Consider the following 16,128-nt stretch of genomic DNA (forward strand, 5'->3'; position numbering starts at 1 on the left):
CCATCCAGCACCGCGCCGGCATGCAGACCTCCAAGACCATCGTCGCCGTCAACAAGGACGCCGAAGCCCCCATCTTCGACCTCGTCGACTACGGCATCGTCGGCGACCTCTTCGACGTCGTCCCCCAACTCACCCAGGAAATCAACACCCGCAAGGGCTGACCTCTCACCGGCGGCAGCGGCAGAACGGCCGGAGGCCCGGGGACCGATTCGGTCCCCGGGCCTCCGGCCTTCGTGCGAAACGCGTCACCCGGCGCGGCGGACCCGCGCCGCCTTGCGGGCCTCGGCGAGCTGGCGGGCCTCGGCGGACTGGCGCGAGCCGCCACCCGCGCGGCCGGGACGCGAGCCCATGCCACGGAACGGGGCGCCGCCGCGCTTGGGCTTCTCCGTGGCCGGCGCGCCGCCCGTGATCGGAACGCCGGACGGCGCCTGCGCGCCGGTGATCCGGCTCAACTCGGCCTCGCCGGAACGGACTTGGGTGATCTTCGGACGGATACCGGCGTCGCGCATCAAGCGGCTCATGTCGCGGCGCTGGTTCGGCAGGACCAGGGTGACGACGCTGCCGGACTCACCGGCACGGGCGGTCCGGCCACCACGGTGCAGGTAGTCCTTGTGGTCGCTCGGCGGGTCGACGTTGACCACGAGGTCGAGGTTGTCGACGTGGATGCCGCGCGCCGCGACGTTCGTGGCGACGAGCACCGAGACCGTACCGGCCTTGAACTGGGCGAGGGTCCGGGTGCGCTGCGGCTGGGACTTCCCGCCGTGCAGTGCGGCCGCCCGCACACCGCTGCCGAGCAGGTGCTTGGTGAACTGGTCGACGGCGTGCTTGGTGTCCAGGAACATGATGACGCGCCCGTCACGGGCCGCGATCTCGGTGGCGGCGCCGAGCTTGTCCGCGCCGTGCACGTGCAGCTCGTGGTGTTCCATCGTGGTGACGGCGCCGGCCGACGGGTCGACCGAGTGGACGACCGGGTCGTTCAGGTAGCGGCGCACCAGCAGGTCGACGTTGCGGTCGAGGGTGGCGGAGAACAGCATCCGCTGCCCCTCCGGGTGCACGAGGTCGAGGAGCTCGGTGACCTGCGGCATGAAGCCCATGTCCGCCATCTGGTCGGCCTCGTCCAGGACCGTGATCCTGACCCGGTCCAGGCGGCAGTCCTTGCGCTCGATGAGGTCCTTGAGGCGTCCGGGCGTCGCGACGACGACCTCGGCGCCACCGCGCAGCGCGCTGGCCTGGCGGCCGATGGACATGCCGCCGACGACGGTGGCCATCCGCAGCCTCAGCGACCGCGCGTACGGGGTGAGGGCCTCGGTGACCTGCTGGGCGAGCTCCCGGGTGGGGACGAGGATCAGTCCGAGCGGCTGCTTGGCGTCGGCACGCTGACCGGCCATGCGCGCGAGGAGCGCCAGGCCGAAGGCGAGGGTCTTGCCCGATCCGGTGCGCCCGCGTCCGAGGACGTCCCGGCCGGCGAGGGAGTTCGGCAGGGTGGCCGCCTGGATGGGGAACGGCACGGTCACGTCGAGGCCGGTGAGTGTCTTGAGGATCTCGGCCGGCAGGTCGAGCTCGTCGAACGTCTCGACGGCGGGGAGCGCGGGGGTGACGGTGACGGGGAGAGCGAACTCACCCTGCGGCGCGGCGGGCCTGCGTCCCGGGCCACGCGATCCCTGGCCGGGTCGTCCCTGGCCCTGGCCCTGCGGGCGGAACCGGGCGCCCCGGTCGCCGCCGGCGGATCCGCGGCGGGGGTTGGAGTAACGGTCGTTCGTGCGAGCTGAACGGTTCAAGAGAACCTTCCTCGATATGGCACGTATCGAGGAATTCCCGGCGGAGGCGCCGGACGAATTGCAAGAACGAGCCGAATAACAGACTGAAAATCAGCCGGCGCGCCGGTGCGGAGAATGGCGGCGCCTGATGGAGGAATACGGGGATTCCGTGCGGCGGCCGGATCTCGGACGGGCCGGGCCAATGAGGTGCGGGTCGTGCGTACCCCGCGGGGGTGGTGTGTCACCCGGTGGACGTGCCTACCCGGGCGGGAAACCCCTCAAACAGCAACGAGCTGGTACCCGCACCACGAGGGTGCGGGTACCAGCTGTGCTCAACGCTTCAGCGTCAGGCGGGAACGATGTTCTCCGCCTGCGGGCCCTTCTGGCCCTGCGTCACATCGAAGTTCACCTTCTGGCCTTCCTGAAGCTCACGGAAGCCCTGGGTGGCGATGTTCGAGTAGTGGGCGAAGACGTCGGGGCCGCCACCCTCCTGCTCGATGAAGCCGAAGCCCTTTTCCGAGTTGAACCACTTCACGGTGCCAGTAGCCATATGCAAATTCTCCTTCGGGGCAGTGCCCGAAGCCCGCACTGTGCGAGCCTCGGCGTCGCCGCAATGATTGCCCCGCCCGGAAAACTGCATCCGGAAATAGAAAAGTGCCCGGCAACGTGAAGTCACCTAAGGCACTTGAAGTATCTATGGGAACCACAACTGCAACTGACATCAACAGTAGCACGGAACGAGCTTCAGGGCACGGTGCGCCGGAATATTTCGCGCGTCGTCATCGGCCTTCACCCGCACCTTCACTCCACATTGAGCAAAATCCAGGGTCTCCGTAGGCGAATATTCAATGATGGATCGGTGTGCGCGAGCCCGTCAGGGGTAGGCCCGTGCCCCCCTGCCTGGCCGCGACGATCTCCGCCGCGATGGACAGGGCCGTCTCCTCGGGCGTGCGGGCGCCGAGGTCGAGGCCGATCGGCGAGCGCAGGCGCGACAGCTCCTCGTCGGTCAGGCCGGCCTCGCGCAGCCGCGCGTCGCGGTCCTCGTGGGTGCGGCGTGAGCCCATCGCCCCGACGAACGCGACGGGCAGCCGCAGCGCGACCTCCAGGAGCGGGATGTCGAACTTCGCGTCGTGGGTGAGCACGCACAGGACCGTGCGGTCGTCTGTCGTGGTGCGCTTCAGATAGCGGTCGGGCCACTCGACCACGATGTCGTCCGCCGACGGGAACCGGGCCCGCGTGGCGAAGACGGGGCGGGCGTCGCACACCGTGACGTGGTAGCCGAGGAACTTGCCGGCGCGCACCAGTGCCGCCGCGAAGTCGACCGCTCCGAAGACGATCATCCGGGGCGGCGGCACGCTCGACTCGACGAAGAGCGTCAGGTCGGTGTCGCAGTGGGTACCGCTCGCCGAGAGGTGGAAGGTGCCGGTCCGGCCGGCGGCGAGCAGGGCGCGCGCCTCGGCGGCCACGGTGCGGTCGAGGCCGGTGTCCCCGTCGAGCTCTCCCTCGTACGATCCGTCCGCGTGGACGAGCAGTGCTCTGCCCAGCAGGTCGGCCGGGCCGCGGGCCACGCGGGCGAGCGCGGCCGTGCCGCCCCGCGCGGCGGCCGCGAGGGCCGCCGCGAGAACGGGACGGTCGGGCGTGTCCGCGCGCACCGGCGTGACCAGGACGTCGATGACCCCGCCGCAGGTGAGCCCCACGGCGAAGGCGTCCTCGTCGCTGTAGCCGAACCGCTCCAGGACGGTGACGCCGTCCTGGAGCGCCTGGGCGCACAGCTCGTAGACCGCCGCCTCGACGCAGCCGCCGGAGACCGAACCGATGACCGTGCCCTCGCTGTCGACGGCGAGGGCGGCGCCGGGCGGGCGGGGTGCGCTGCCGCCCACCGAGACGACGGTGGCGACGGCGAAGTCCCGGCCCTGCCCGGTCCAGCGGTCCAGCTCGTCGGCGATGTCAAGCATCGCTGTCCCCCGCGGCCGGTGCCCCGGCCGACAGGACGCGGTCGGGCCGGATCGGCAGGTGCCGGTGGCGGGCGCCGGTCGCGTGCCAGACCGCGTTGGCGACGGCCGCCGCGGCGCCCACGATGCCGATCTCGCCGATGCCCTTGATCCCGACGGGGTCGTCCGCGTCCGGGTCGTCGACCCAGTCCGCCTCGATGAGCGGTACGTCGGCGTTCGCCGCGAAGTGGTAGCCGGCGAGGTCGGCGCCGACGTGGCCGCCCGTGGCCCGGTCCCTGATGGCCTCCTCGTGCAGCGCCATGGACAGGCCCCAGGTCATGCCGCCCACGAGCTGGCTGCGCGCGGTCAGCGGGTTGACGATCCGGCCCGCGGCGAAGATGCCCAGCATCCTCCGGACGCGCACCTCGCCGCTGGTGATGTCCACGGCGACCTCGGCGAACTGTGCCCCGTAGGAGTGCCGTTCGCGCTCCGCGAGCGTGCCGACGGCGGCGCTGGTGTCGGACCGGACGGTGATGCCCTGTGGCGGGATGTCGCCGCCGAGGGCCAGTTGCTCACGCAGGTCGCGGGCCGCGGCCGTGACGGCCCAGCCCCAGGAGCGGGTGCCCATGGAGCCGCCCGAGATCGCCGCCGGGCCGAAGTCGCTGTCGCCGATGCGTACGTGGACGCGTTCCCCGGGAACGTCGAGGGTCTCCGCCGCGAGCAGGGTCAGCGCGGTGCGCGCGCCCGTACCGACGTCCGACGCGGTGATCCGGACGGTGAAGGTGCCGTCGGCCTCCGCGGTCACGGCCGCCGTGGACGGCATGACGATCACGGGGAAGGTGGCGGCGGCGACGCCGGTGCCGAGCAGCCAGCGCCCGTCGCGCCGCAGGCCGGGGCGCGGGTCCCGGTCCGCCCAGCCGAACCTGCGGGCCCCTTCCTCGAAGCAGGCCAGGAGATTGCGGGAGCCGAACGGCAGCCCGGAGACGGGGCCCACGTCGGGTTCGTTGCGGGCGCGCAGCGCGATCGGGTCGAGGCCGCACCGCTCGGCGAGTTCGTCGAGCGCGGACTCCATGGCGAAGGATCCCGGAGCCTCACCGGGCGCGCGCATGAAGGTGGGGGTCGGCACGTCGAGGCGGACCACGCGGTTGACGCTGCGATGGGCGTCGGAGGCGTACATCGGACGGGCGAACCCGGCGCTGCCCTCGACGAATTCGTGGACCGTCGACGTGAGGGAGTGCGCCTGGTGGTCGAGGGCGCGCAGCCGTCCGTCGGCGTCGGCGCCGAGCCGGACACGCTGGGCGGTGGGGCTGCGGTAGCCGACGAGCGAGAACATCTGGCGCCGGGTCATCACGACCCTGACCGGGCGGTCGAGCGCGGTCGCCGCCATCACGGCGAGGATCTGGGTCACGCGTACGCCCTTGGACCCGAATGCGCCGCCGACGTGCTCGGACCGTACCCGTACCGAGTCCGGGTCGAGGGAGAACAGCTTCGCCAGTTCCTGCGCGACCCAGGTGCTGCCCTGGTTGGAGTCGACGACCTCCAGGCGTCCGTTGTCCCAGCGGGCCATCGCCGCGTGCGGTTCCATCGAGCTGTGGTGCTCTTCGGGGGTGGTGTACTCCTCGTCCACGAGGTGGGCGGACGCGGCGAGTCCGGCCGCGAGGTCACCCTTCTCCACCAGGCTGCCGTCCGGCGTGTAGATGCCGGGGTGCGCGGAGGAGAACTCGACGTCGTGCGGCTCCTCCTCGTAGTGCACCACCAGTGCCTCGGCGGCCTCCCTGGCCTGCTCGGAGGTCTCGGCGACGACCAGGGCCACCGGCCAGCCGACGAACGGCACGTGGTCGTGCTGGAAGACCTCGACGATCGGGTCGGGCCGCCCGAGCATGCCCATGTAGTCCCCGTCGACGCGCGGCGCGTTGCCGTGGTGCAGGACGGTCAGGACTCCCGGCATCGCGCGGACGGTGTCCGACTCGACGGAGAGGACCCGGCCGCGGGCGATGGTGGACAGCACCAGCCAGCCGTGGGCGAGTTCGGCGAAGGGGACGTCTCCCGCGTACCGGGCCGCCCCGGTGACCTTGTCGCGGCCCTCGACGCGCGTGTACGAGGTGCCGACGGCGCCGGTCACCGGGACGTTCGTGGTCGTCGTGGTCATCGTGCGGCCCCCTCGGTCGGCTCGGACGGCTCAGTCGGCTCGGTGAGCTCGGTCAGCATGGCGACGACGAGGTTGCGCATCAGCGTCACCTTGTAGCCGTTGTGCGGCAGTGTCTTCGCGGCGGCCAGTTCGGCGTCCGCTGCGGCGGCGAACGCCTCGGCGGTCGCCGGGCCGCCCGTCAGCACCCGCTCGGCCTCCCTGGCGCGCCAGGGCCGGGACGCCACCGCGCCGAAGGCGAGGCGCACTTCGTGGACGACGCCGTCCCGGACGTCGAGCGCGGCGGCGATCGAGCCGATCGCGAACGCGTAGGACGCGCGCTCGCGCACCTTGCGGTAGCGGGAGTGGGCGGCGACCGGGGCCGGCGGCAGCGTGACGGCGGTGATGAGCGCGCCGGACGGCAGCGCGGTCTCCAGGTGCGGGGTGCTGCCCACGGCCAGGTAGAAGTCGGCGAGCGGCAACTCGCCGGTGCCTTCCGCCGTTTCATAGGAGACGACGGCGTCGAAGGCGGCGAGCGCGACCCCCATGTCGGAGGGATGGACGGCCACGCAGTGTTCGGTGGCGCCGAGGATCGCGCCGTTGTGGTGTTCGCCCTCGACGGCGGGGCAGCCGCTGCCGGGGGTGCGCTTGTTGCAGGCCTTGGTCACGTCGGTGAAGTAGCCGCAGCGGGTGCGCTGGAGCAGGTTCCCGCCGACGGTGGCCATGTTGCGCAGCTGGCCCGAGGCGCCGGCGAGGACGGCCGCGGCCAACGCCGGGTAGCGGCGCCGTACTTCGGGGTGGGCCGCGAGATCGCTGTTGGTGACGGTCGCGCCGATCCGCAGTCCGCCGTCGTCCGACACCTCGATGCGGTCGAGCGGCAACTCCCGTACGTCGATGAGCAGTCCGGGGCGCTCGACGCCGGTCTTCATCAGGTCGACGAGGTTGGTGCCGCCGCCGAGTACCCGCGCCTCGGGCTCGGACCCGAGCAGCGCGACCGTGCCGGGGACGTCGGACGCCCGCCGGTAGCCGAATTCCCTCATGCCATGGCCTCCGTGCCCTCGGTCGAACCCTTGGTGCCGGCCGCCGCCGCGCGGGCGACGGCCTGGACGATCGACACGTACGCGCCGCAGCGGCACAGGTTGCCGCTCATCCGCTCGCGGATCTCGTCGGCGGTCAGCTCCGGGACGCCCGCTTCGGGCCGTACGTCGGTGGTCGCGGCGCTGGGCCAGCCCGCCGCGTGCTCCTCGATCACGGCGATGGCCGAACAGATCTGTCCCGGCGTGCAGTAGCCGCACTGGTATCCGTCGAGGTCGAGGAAGGCCTGCTGCACCGGGTGCAGCCCGTCGCCGTCCGCCACGCCCTCGATGGTGGTGATCGCCCGCCCCTCGGAGGCGACGGCGAGCTGCAGGCAGGAGACGGCGCGGCGGCCGTCGACGAGCACGGTGCAGGCGCCGCACTGGCCCTGGTCGCAGCCCTTCTTGGTGCCCGGCAGTTCGAGGCGCTCGCGCAGGGCGTCGAGCAGGGTGGTGCGGTGGTCGACGGGCAGCGTGTACTTCTCGCCATTGATGTTCAGCGTGATGACGCTGGACGTCGATGGGGCCATGATCAGCCTTCTTTCGCTCATGGGGTGCGAGGGCTGTGCGTAGCGGGAGGAATGTCGGGATTCCGGGTGCGGCGCGTCCTCGTCGGCCGAAAAACCGCTTGCGCCGGCGACCGGCTGTCCACTCGAGCCGGGTCTGCCGCTATGGTGGACCTAAGCGGACAGGTGTCCGCTCCTCAGAAAACCTAACGGACAGCTGTCCGCTTAGCAAGGCGTATCAGTAAGGCCGTATCAGCAAGGCCGTATCAGCGAGGGCGTACCGGTTCGCGATTCCCGGAAGGGGGACGGGTGCAGCAGAAGAAGGGCGCGCCGCTGCGCTCCGACGCGCAGCGCAATCGCGACCGCATCCTGGAAGTGGCGCTGGCCGAGCTGACGCGGTCGGCGGACGCCCCGCTCAGCGCGATCGCGAAGAAGGCGGGCGTCGGGCAGGGCACGTTCTACCGGAACTTCCCGAACCGCGAGTCCCTCGTACTGGAGATCTACCGCCACGAGGTGCAGCAGGTCGCCGACACCGCGTCCCAGCTCCTGGAGACCCGCCCGCCCGAGGAGGCGCTGCGCGCCTGGATGGACCGCCTCGCCCGGTACGCCATGGCGAAGGCGGGCCTCGCCGACGCGCTGCGCAAGGCCACGGCGTGCGGCAGCAGCCTGGCGGGCCTCAGCCACGGCCCGGTGACGTCGGCCGTGACGCTTCTGCTCGAGGCGAACGAGAACGCGGGCACCATCCGCCCGGGGGTGACCCCGGAGGACTTCCTGCTCGCGATCGCCGGCCTCTGGCAGATCGATCCGCACGGCGACTGGCAGACTCGCGCCGGACGGCTGCTCGACCTCGTCATGGACGGCCTGCGCACCGGCGCCCCGGGGTCCTGAGACACGTTCCGTGCGGTCCCGTCGGCTACCTGCCGTGGACGAGTGCGGCGCGAAGGCGGCTCAGGGTGCGGGACAGGATGCGGGACACGTGCATCTGCGAGATCCCGAGCTCCTCGCCGATCGCGCTCTGGGTCATGTCCGCGCCGTAGCGCAGGGCGAGGATCCTGCGCTCGCGGGCCGGGAGCGCCGCCACCAGCGGCTGGAGGGTCTGCAGGTCCTCGACCTTCTCCAGGCCGGGATCCGCGAATCCGATGTGGCCGGAGAGTGTCTCCTCCGGGTCCCCGGTGTCGTTCGGATGCTCCAGGGAGGACGCGCGGTAGCCGTTGGCGGCGACCAGGCCCTCGATGATCTCTTCCTCGGACAGGCCCAGATGCGCGGCGAGTTCGGGCACGGTCGGCGCGTGTCCGCGGGTCTGTTCGAGGTGGGCCGAGGCCCTGGTCAGGTCGATGCGCAGCTCCTGGAGTCTGCGCGGGACGCGTACGGCCCAGGTGCTGTCGCGGAAGTACCGCTTGATCTCTCCGAGGACGGTGGGCAGGGCGAAGGTGGGGAACTCGACGCCCCGTCCGGGGTCGAACCGGTTGATCGCCTTGATCAGCCCGATCGTGCCCACCTGGACGACGTCCTCGTACGACTGACCGCGCACGCCCGTCCTGCCGACGGCGAAGCGGACCAGGGCGAGGTTGAGTTCGACCAGGGAGTTGCGTACGTAGGAGAACTCCGCGGTGCCCTCCTCCAGGGAGTCGAGCCGCGCGAACAGGGTTTTCGACAGTGCCCTCGCGTGCGTGGTGTCGACGCTCGCCGGGTCGGCGGGCAGCGGCGGGAGGTCTCGCGGGGCGGACGGGGCGGCCTTCGTGGTGCGGGGCGTGGTCGCCATCGTCTCTCCCCGAAACGATCAGGGCACCCCTGACACGGAGCGCGTCGTGAACGGGCTGCTACCCGGCCCGTGCCGTGCTACTCCCGTGACATGACGCACCGTCGGGCCCGCGCTCACCGGTGGGCGGGCGTGCGGTAGGTGGGTGTTCGGCAGGCGGGCCTGCGGGGGGGGCGGGTGTTCGGTCACGGTGAGGGCGGCCGCGGCCGCGGAGGTCTGGGGCCGTCGTCCAAGGCTTCGGGACTCGCCGCGGGCGGCCAGACCGGGCGGTGGGACGCGGGGAGCGACAACAGGGCCTGGCCCACGGACCGTTGGGCGGGCAGCAGCTCGACACTGCCGGTCTGGGTGAGCAGTTCGGTCAGCCGCCGCCCCGCCCCCGCCAGCAGCAGTCGGCCGCCCCTGCGGTCCAGCAGCCACCGCATGGCCAGCAGGCAGTACAGGCCCCGCGAGTCGCAGAAGGTGAGCGCGGTGACGTCGAGGACGAGGTACGGGTGACCCGCGTCGACGCAGGCACCGAGCGTGCCCAGGAAGAGTTCCTCGCCACTCTGGTCGAGTTCGCCCCTGACCCGCAGCACCGCGCAGCCGTCGCAGCTCGCCAGTTCGGTGATGATCAAGCGGTGGCTCTGCGTGGACATCGCACCTCCATCGGGCGGGCGTACGAGGGCCCTTGACGTCGGGCCTCGCCCACACCGGCGGCATCGGAGCGCGGGCCGGACGCGTGTTCCCGGGGAGAAGCGATCAGGCCGGGGCGGGCCCCGGTGCACGGTCGGCACGGCTGCCGGGCGGCCGATGCGGCGAGGTGCCTCCCACCATGCCTCGGATCGCGCGGCGCGTCACCGGTCCGGTGGCGAACACGGCGATCGGACGCCCCGCCGTCCACTTCGAGGCCCGACCGGTGGGGCGCCGCCCGAAAACGGCGGCGGCCGGAGGCCTGGGACGGTTCTCGTCCCGGGCCTCCGGCCGCAGTTACGCCAGGAAGGGTCAGGCCGCGGCGGCGGTGGCCTGCTCGCTCAGGCGGCCGAGGACCTCGGTCAGGGCGGTCGCGACCTCGGCGTCGTCGGCGGGGTGCGTCTCGGCGAAGCGCGTCACCGAGCCGGGGATGGACAGCTTGACGTCCTCGAGGACCTTGGCACCGGCGACGCCGGCGGACTTGCGCACGTCGTCCTGCGCCCACACGCCGCCGTACTGGCCGAACGCGGTGCCGACGACGGCGACCGGCGTGCCGGAGATCGCGCCGGCGCCGTAGGGACGGGACAGCCAGTCGATCGCGTTCTTCAGGACGGCCGGCATCGTGCCGTTGTACTCGGGCGAGAAGAGGAGGAAGGCGTCGGCCTGGGCGGCGGCCTCACGCAGGCGCACGGCGGCGGCCGGGACGCTTCCCTCGACGTCGACGTCCTCGTTGTAGAACGGCACGTCGGCGAGGCCCTCGAAGATGTCGATGTCCACGCCGGCGGGGGCGTGCTTGGCGGCGGCCTCGGCGAGCTGACGGTTGTGGGAACCGGCACGGAGGCTGCCGACGAGGGCGAGGATACGAACAGACATGGCGAACTCCAGATAAGTGCGAACGGATCTCATACGCGGCCCAACCGGACCGAAGTCCGTTTAAAGTTGTACCACCAATCCGGACCGCGGTCCACTTATTGATTTCCGGCGCTACGCTGAACCCATGACCGGCCCGATCCCCCCTCTCGACACGACGCCCGGCGCCCTGGGCGGACCGACCGACCTCACCCTCACCCCCGCCGGCGAGGGGCCTGCGCTCCGCGCCGACGCCGCCCGCAACCGCACACGCCTCCTCGAGGCCGCGTCGTGCCTGATGGCGCAGTGCGGGGCCGCGAACCTGACCATGGAGGCGGTGGCGTCCGCCGCCGGCGTCGGCAAGGGGACCGTCTTCCGGCGCTTCGGCGACCGCACCGGGCTGCTCATCGCCCTCCTGGACCACCGTGAGCAGCTGCTTCAGGCCGCGTTCCTGACGGGCCCGCCGCCGCTCGGCCCGGACGCGCCCGCCCTGGAGCGCCTGCACGCCTTCGGGCCCACGCTCGTCCGCCACGAGCGGGACCACCACGAGCTGATCCTCGCCGCCCGCACCGACCCCCGGCGCAACTACGCGGTCCCCGCGGCCCGCCTGCGCCACACCCACGTCATGCTGCTGCTGCGCCAGGCAGGCGTGACGGGTGACACCGATCTCCTCGCCCACACGCTGCTCGCCACGACGGACGCGGCGCTCGTGCACCATCTGACGGTCGGGCGGGGCATGCCGCTGGAGCGCGTGGAGGCGGCTTGGCACGACTTGGTGGACCGGGTGGCGGGAACGACATCCTGACCCGGGCCTGACCCGGGGCAGGCAGCGCCGAGGCGGGGCAGACCGCCGCCGCTCCTCAGCTCAGGTCAGGTCAGGTCACGGAGCCGAATCCGAGCCGTCTGCAGGGCCGTCTCCGGGGCCGTTCTCCGGCCCGTCCGGCCCCCAGTAGTCCGGTCCCGCGCTGTGCCAGTCGATGAGTTCCGGGTCGTCGATGGTCGTGTCGGTCTTGGGAAGGCCCGCGGTGTGCAGGAATTCCAGGACATCGAGCAGGTTGTAGGCGGTGCCCACGTCGGCACCGCGGATCGTCACCCGTCGACCGCCGTCCGGCGAAGGCGGGTACACGCTCACCGGCGCGCCTTTGGCCATACCTCCAGAATGATCCAACCGGTCCGAATGTGCACGCGGAGCACTACCCGGAGTACCGGCCCGCCTACGCCGCCCCCGCCGCCCTGGCCTGCCGCCGGTAGCCGCCCGGGGCGAGCCCGTACTCCCGTTTGAACGCCTTGGCGAAGGCGAACTCCGAGCCGTACCCGGTGCGGGCCGCGACCGTCGTCAGGGGCGCGTCGGACTCCCGCAGGAGGCGGGCCGCCGTCGTCATGCGCCAGCGGGTCAGATAGGCCATCGGCGGCTCGCCCACCAGTGCGGCGAACCGCCGGGCGAACGCCGCGCGGGACAGCCCCGCCCGGCCGGCAAGCGCCTCGACCGTCCACGTGGCCGACGGATCGTCGTGGATCGCCGACAGCGCGGGCGCCACCGCCGAGTCACCGAGGGCCGCGGCCCAGCCGTGGGCGGCGGACGCGGGCTGGTCGTCCAGCCAGGCCCGCAGGATGTAGAGGAGCAGCGAGTCGATCAGCGTGGGCACGATGCCGTCCGATCCGATGCGGGGGTTCTCCAGCTCGGCGCCGAGGAGTTGCACCGCCGCGCTGAGCTCCGGGTGGCGGCCGTTCCTTGTCGGCAGATGGATCACCTCGGGCAGCTGGCGCACCAGGGGGTGCGGGCGGCCCTGGTCCAGGTGGTAGTTGCCGCACAGCAGGCGCGTCTCGGGCCCGTCCCCGCCGAGGCTGACCGAGCCGATCGGCGATCCCTCCCGGACCTGCTCGGCCGTGGGCACCACGGCCGGGCTCGACGGGTGGTCGGCGAGGATGTGTCCCCGCCCGTCGCGCAGGAAGACGACGTCGCCGGCGCCGAGCGGGATCGCCTTCAGGTGCGGGGCGGAGTCCTCCAGCGGGATCAGCCAGCAGCTGCCGTACAGGACCACGTGGAATCCGGCGCCGACGACCGGTGGGAGGCGCAGGCCCCAGGGAGCGCGGCCGTTCGTGCGGACGGACGCGGGGTGTCCCGTGCGCATCGAGGCCAGCGCCTCGGTGAGGATGTCCATCCGGTCCCGCCTCCCTGCTGCGGCCCGCCCCGGTCAGACCGTCAGGACAATCTTGCCCTGTACATGTCCCCCGGCGACGAGTTCGTGGGCCTTGCCCGCGTCCTCCAGCGCGAATGTCTCCTCGACGTGCGGCCGGATCGCGCCCGCGTCGACGAGAGCGGCGATGGCCTCGAGGGACGCGTAGTCCGGCTCGACCGAGATGCCTGCGAAGCGCCGCCCCGCCGCCTCCACCCGCGCGGCGAGTTCCGGGTTGCCGTGTTCCAGGACGCTGATGAGTACGCCGCCCGGCCGCAGCGCCCGGAGCGAAGCGTCTCCCTGCGCAAGCGAGTCGAGGACGATGTCAGCATCGTCGACTACGTCGGTGAAGTCGGTGGTCCGGTAGTCGATGACCTCGTCGGCGCCGAGACCGCGGACGAAGTCGTGCCGCCCTGCACTGGCGACGGCGATCACGTGGGCGCCTCGCGCCTTCGCGATCTGTACGGCGAAGTGGCCGACCCCGCCCGCCGCCCGCTGGATCACGACCCGGTCCCCCGCCTTGACGCCGGCCGCCTGGACGAGGCCCTGCCAGGCGGTGAGAGCGGCCAGGGGGACGGCGGCGGCGTGCACGTGGTCGACCGAGGCGGGCTTACGGGCCAGTTGGCGGGACGGGGCCGCGACGTACTCGGCGTATCCCTGGGCGGCGCGGGGGAAGAACGGCATGCCGTAGACCTCGTCGCCCACGGCGAACCGGCTGCCCGGGGCGGCCTCCTCGACCACACCGGAGATGTCCCAGCCGACGCCGAACGGCGGCTCGCCGAGCAGCGGGAAGGCACCGGCCCTGACGGCCACGTCCACCGGATTGACCGCGGCGGCACGGACCTTGACGAGGACCTCACCGGAGAGCGGCCTGGGCCGTTCGGCCTCGACGACCTCGAGCACCTCGGGACCACCGAAGGACTTCTGAATCACTGCACGCACGATAACTCTCCCTTGTCCGGGCCGGGTTGAAGGGCCAGCCCCTCTCGATGCCTCCACCCTAGGAAGCCGGAACGAGCGCCTGAATAGCCTTCCGTCTCGCCTACATGTCCCAGCGTCTTGATCACGGTGGGCGAGGTCAGCGCGGGCGCCGCTTCCACCTCCGCGGCCGAACCGCACAGACCGGCTCCTCGTCCGGGGAAGCCGAACCGCACAGACCGGCTCCTCGTCCGGGGAATGCGGCACCCCGCCCCCGGAATTCACGCCGGAGCCGTCCACCGAGTTCGGCGACGAACTGAGGAAACGGCGACTGCAGGCCGGGCCGGGCCTCACTCGTGCAGCAGTCGCGCACGGCCGCCAGGACCCGATGCCGGACGCACCTGCAACACCTCATCGGTACGGGCTCCGTCACCACCGCCGAACTCCGCGCCCTGATCTACGCTCTGCGGGACCGGCCACGGACTCGATGCCCCGCCCCGGCACCGTCCACAACGAGATCGACGGCGGGGTCCACCACGCCCCGATCATCCAGTCGGGCCACATCAGCGGACTCCCTGCACGTCCACCGGCCCTAGGCAGGAACCATGCTCCGAGCGGGCGGCCGCCCTGAGCAGGAAACCCGGCGGGTTTGCCGCCGGGTTCCCCGCCTTGGGCCCAAGTGGAGTCGCGTGACGCCTACTTGGCCGAGCCCGTGAGGTGTGCCGCCCACGGGTAGTAGACGTAGTCGAACGCCGCCGGTGCGCCGGTGATCTTGCTGCCGAGCCACACGTCGTTCGTCAGCTGGATGCCGGAGAACATCGGGTTCATCTCGTCGTGCAGCTTCGTCTCCATCTGGACGACCAGCTTGGAGCGGGCGCTCTCGTCCTTCGTGCCGACCGCCTTGGCGTAGAGCCCGTCGATGCCCTTGTAGCCGGACTGGTTGAAGGTGCCGCCGGTCACCGCGGTGAGGCCGAGCCAGTCGAGCGGGTTCGGGATGTTCGGCCAGAACTGCGTGTACAGCAGGTCGGTGCTGCCGCGCGTCGCCGGGTCGTAGAGGTAGTTCGAGTAGCCGGTCGCGGGGACGACGTCGAGCTTGAACTTCAGGCCGATCTTGTCAGCCGCGTCCTTGATCCCGACGCCCAGCTGCTGCGTCTCCGCCTGCTGCGGGACCACGAGGCTGATCTGCTTCGACTTCACGTCGGCCGGGACGCCGGCGAGCAGCTTCTTGGCGGCGTCTATCTTCGCGGTGCCGTCGGTCTTGACCGAGTCGGCGTACGGGGTCAGGCCGTCCTTCGCGAAGCCGTACACGGCGGGAACGGTCTGCAGCGAGGCAGGGGTGCCCTCACCGCCGTACACCTGCTTGCCGATGCCCTTCCAGTCGATGGCCATCTGGAGCGCCTTGCGCACGTCGGCGTTGCCCATCGCGCCCTTGTGGTTCGCGACCACGAGCGTGACGGCCAGGGGTGCGGGGCCCGAGTAGAGCTTGCCCGCCGAGGACGCCCGCAGCTGGGACAGGCCGGCCATCGGCGGACCGTACGTGCCGTCGATCTGGCCCGAGAGCAGGCCTGAGGTGATCGCGGAGTCGTCGGTCAGGAAGGTGAAGTCGATGTTCTTCACCTTCAGGGGCAGCGACTTGTTCCAGTAGCCGTCATAGCGGCTGGCCGTGATCGACTGACCCCGCGTCCACTTGGCGAACTTGTACGGGCCCGTGCACATGACGCCGACGCCGGGCGTGCCGACCTTCTTGCCGTGCTGCTCGTAGAACTTCTTCTGGACGACCACACCGGCGTAGCTCGCCAGTTCGTCGTTGAAGAGGTAGTCGGGCTTCTTGAGCTTGACGGTCACTTCGGCGGTGCCGCTCTTCGTGACCGAGGCGACGTTCGCGTACAGGTAGCCGTAGAAGCTCGACTTGTCCGTCATGTTGTGGCGCATGCTCCACACGACGTCGTCGACCGTCATGGGCGAGCCGTCCCAGAAGGTGACGCCGCTGCGCAGCTTGTAGACCCAGGTCTTCGGGTCGGGGTTCGTGTACGACGTCGCCAGATTGGGCTTGATCTTGAAGTCGGGCGTCTGGGCGAGCAGGGTCTCGCACATGTTCGAGTTGATCATGTTCGGCGTGTAGTCGGCCGACTGGAAGGGGTCGACGGTCTGCGGCTCGCCCTGGAAGACGTTCCAGGTGATCTTGTCGACCGAGCCCGAGCCCTTCGGCGTGAAGGTCGTCAGCGCGTCGGAGGACTTGGCCGCGTCGGTGCCGGTGGTGCCGCCTCCGCCTCCGGAACAGCCGGCCAGCACGAGAGTGGCGGCGACGACGGCGAACGCCGCTGTCCGTCCGCGCGGGTGGGGTGAGTTCATGGCGCAACTCCT

General features: G+C 71.5%; 15 protein-coding genes and 1 pseudogene. 3 read left to right on the forward strand and 13 right to left on the reverse strand.

Translation table 11 applies throughout. The annotated features are described in order from the left end of the window. Window positions 1-161 (forward strand): annotated as a pseudogene (locus EOT10_RS16315) (electron transfer flavoprotein subunit alpha/FixB family protein); the annotation flags it as partial. A gap of 84 nt (window positions 162-245) precedes the next feature. Here the strand turns inward: EOT10_RS16315 and EOT10_RS16320 are convergent. The 6 genes from EOT10_RS16320 to EOT10_RS16345 form a co-directional block, all read right to left on the reverse strand. Then, window positions 246-1,778: a DEAD/DEAH box helicase gene (locus EOT10_RS16320; protein ID WP_127828947.1), complete on the reverse strand. Its 1,533-nt coding sequence runs from the start codon at window positions 1,776-1,778 to the stop codon at window positions 246-248. 325 nt (window positions 1,779-2,103) lie between these two features. Further along, window positions 2,104-2,307 (reverse strand): cold-shock protein, encoded by a 204-nt coding sequence (locus tag EOT10_RS16325; RefSeq protein WP_100598391.1) that lies wholly within the window; start codon window positions 2,305-2,307, stop codon window positions 2,104-2,106. A gap of 295 nt (window positions 2,308-2,602) precedes the next feature. Continuing rightward, the gene (locus tag EOT10_RS16330) at window positions 2,603-3,712 is read right to left on the reverse strand and encodes an XdhC family protein (RefSeq protein WP_127828948.1); all 1,110 of its coding nucleotides are present in this window, start codon (window positions 3,710-3,712) and stop codon (window positions 2,603-2,605) included. Continuing rightward, the gene (locus EOT10_RS16335) at window positions 3,705-5,837 is read right to left on the reverse strand and encodes a xanthine dehydrogenase family protein molybdopterin-binding subunit (protein WP_127828949.1); all 2,133 of its coding nucleotides are present in this window, start codon (window positions 5,835-5,837) and stop codon (window positions 3,705-3,707) included. Before EOT10_RS16335 ends, EOT10_RS16330 begins: the two co-directional genes overlap by 8 nt. Next, window positions 5,834-6,853 (reverse strand): FAD binding domain-containing protein, encoded by a 1,020-nt coding sequence (locus EOT10_RS16340; protein ID WP_127828950.1) that lies wholly within the window; start codon window positions 6,851-6,853, stop codon window positions 5,834-5,836. Before EOT10_RS16340 ends, EOT10_RS16335 begins: the two co-directional genes overlap by 4 nt. After that, window positions 6,850-7,416 carry a 2Fe-2S iron-sulfur cluster-binding protein gene (locus tag EOT10_RS16345; protein ID WP_127828951.1) on the reverse strand — a complete coding sequence of 189 codons (567 nt, stop codon included), beginning with the start codon at window positions 7,414-7,416 and terminating at the stop codon, window positions 6,850-6,852. Before EOT10_RS16345 ends, EOT10_RS16340 begins: the two co-directional genes overlap by 4 nt. Window positions 7,417-7,701: 285 nt before the next feature. Here EOT10_RS16345 and EOT10_RS16350 point away from each other — a divergent pair, with 285 nt between their 5' ends. After that, window positions 7,702-8,280: a TetR/AcrR family transcriptional regulator gene (locus EOT10_RS16350; protein WP_127828952.1), complete on the forward strand. Its 579-nt coding sequence runs from the start codon at window positions 7,702-7,704 to the stop codon at window positions 8,278-8,280. A gap of 25 nt (window positions 8,281-8,305) precedes the next feature. Here the strand turns inward: EOT10_RS16350 and EOT10_RS16355 are convergent, their stop codons facing one another. From EOT10_RS16355 to EOT10_RS16365, 3 genes are all read right to left on the reverse strand, one after another. Next, complete coding sequence (locus EOT10_RS16355) at window positions 8,306-9,154, reverse strand: SigB/SigF/SigG family RNA polymerase sigma factor (protein ID WP_127828953.1); 849 nt, start codon at window positions 9,152-9,154, stop codon at window positions 8,306-8,308. Window positions 9,155-9,336: 182 nt separating this feature from the next. Then, window positions 9,337-9,786 carry an STAS domain-containing protein gene (locus EOT10_RS16360; RefSeq protein ID WP_127828954.1) on the reverse strand — a complete coding sequence of 150 codons (450 nt, stop codon included), beginning with the start codon at window positions 9,784-9,786 and terminating at the stop codon, window positions 9,337-9,339. A 346-nt stretch (window positions 9,787-10,132) separates the two neighbouring features. Further along, complete coding sequence (locus EOT10_RS16365) at window positions 10,133-10,693, reverse strand: NAD(P)H-dependent oxidoreductase (protein ID WP_127828955.1); 561 nt, start codon at window positions 10,691-10,693, stop codon at window positions 10,133-10,135. Between the two features lie 124 nt (window positions 10,694-10,817). On the opposite strand from EOT10_RS16365, the gene EOT10_RS16370 reads away from it, so the two are divergent. Beyond that, window positions 10,818-11,474: a TetR/AcrR family transcriptional regulator gene (locus EOT10_RS16370; protein WP_127828956.1), complete on the forward strand. Its 657-nt coding sequence runs from the start codon at window positions 10,818-10,820 to the stop codon at window positions 11,472-11,474. Between the two features lie 75 nt (window positions 11,475-11,549). Here the strand turns inward: EOT10_RS16370 and EOT10_RS16375 are convergent, their stop codons facing one another. The 4 genes from EOT10_RS16375 to EOT10_RS16390 form a co-directional block, all read right to left on the reverse strand. Further along, window positions 11,550-11,819, reverse strand: coding sequence for a hypothetical protein (locus EOT10_RS16375; RefSeq protein ID WP_127828957.1), 270 nt, complete (start codon window positions 11,817-11,819; stop codon window positions 11,550-11,552). Between the two features lie 64 nt (window positions 11,820-11,883). Further along, window positions 11,884-12,831, reverse strand: a complete 948-nt coding sequence (locus EOT10_RS16380) for an AraC family transcriptional regulator (RefSeq protein WP_127828958.1) — start codon at window positions 12,829-12,831, stop codon at window positions 11,884-11,886. A 33-nt stretch (window positions 12,832-12,864) separates the two neighbouring features. Next, entirely contained in the window at window positions 12,865-13,788 is a 924-nt protein-coding gene (locus EOT10_RS16385; RefSeq protein ID WP_127828959.1) for an NADP-dependent oxidoreductase, read from the reverse strand. 672 nt (window positions 13,789-14,460) lie between these two features. After that, the gene (locus EOT10_RS16390) at window positions 14,461-16,116 is read right to left on the reverse strand and encodes an ABC transporter substrate-binding protein (protein ID WP_189491650.1); all 1,656 of its coding nucleotides are present in this window, start codon (window positions 16,114-16,116) and stop codon (window positions 14,461-14,463) included. Between the last annotated feature and the right edge of the window lie 12 nt (window positions 16,117-16,128).

Source organism: Streptomyces antnestii, assembly GCF_004005495.1.
Classification (GTDB): Bacteria; Actinomycetota; Actinomycetes; order Streptomycetales; family Streptomycetaceae; genus Streptomyces; species Streptomyces antnestii.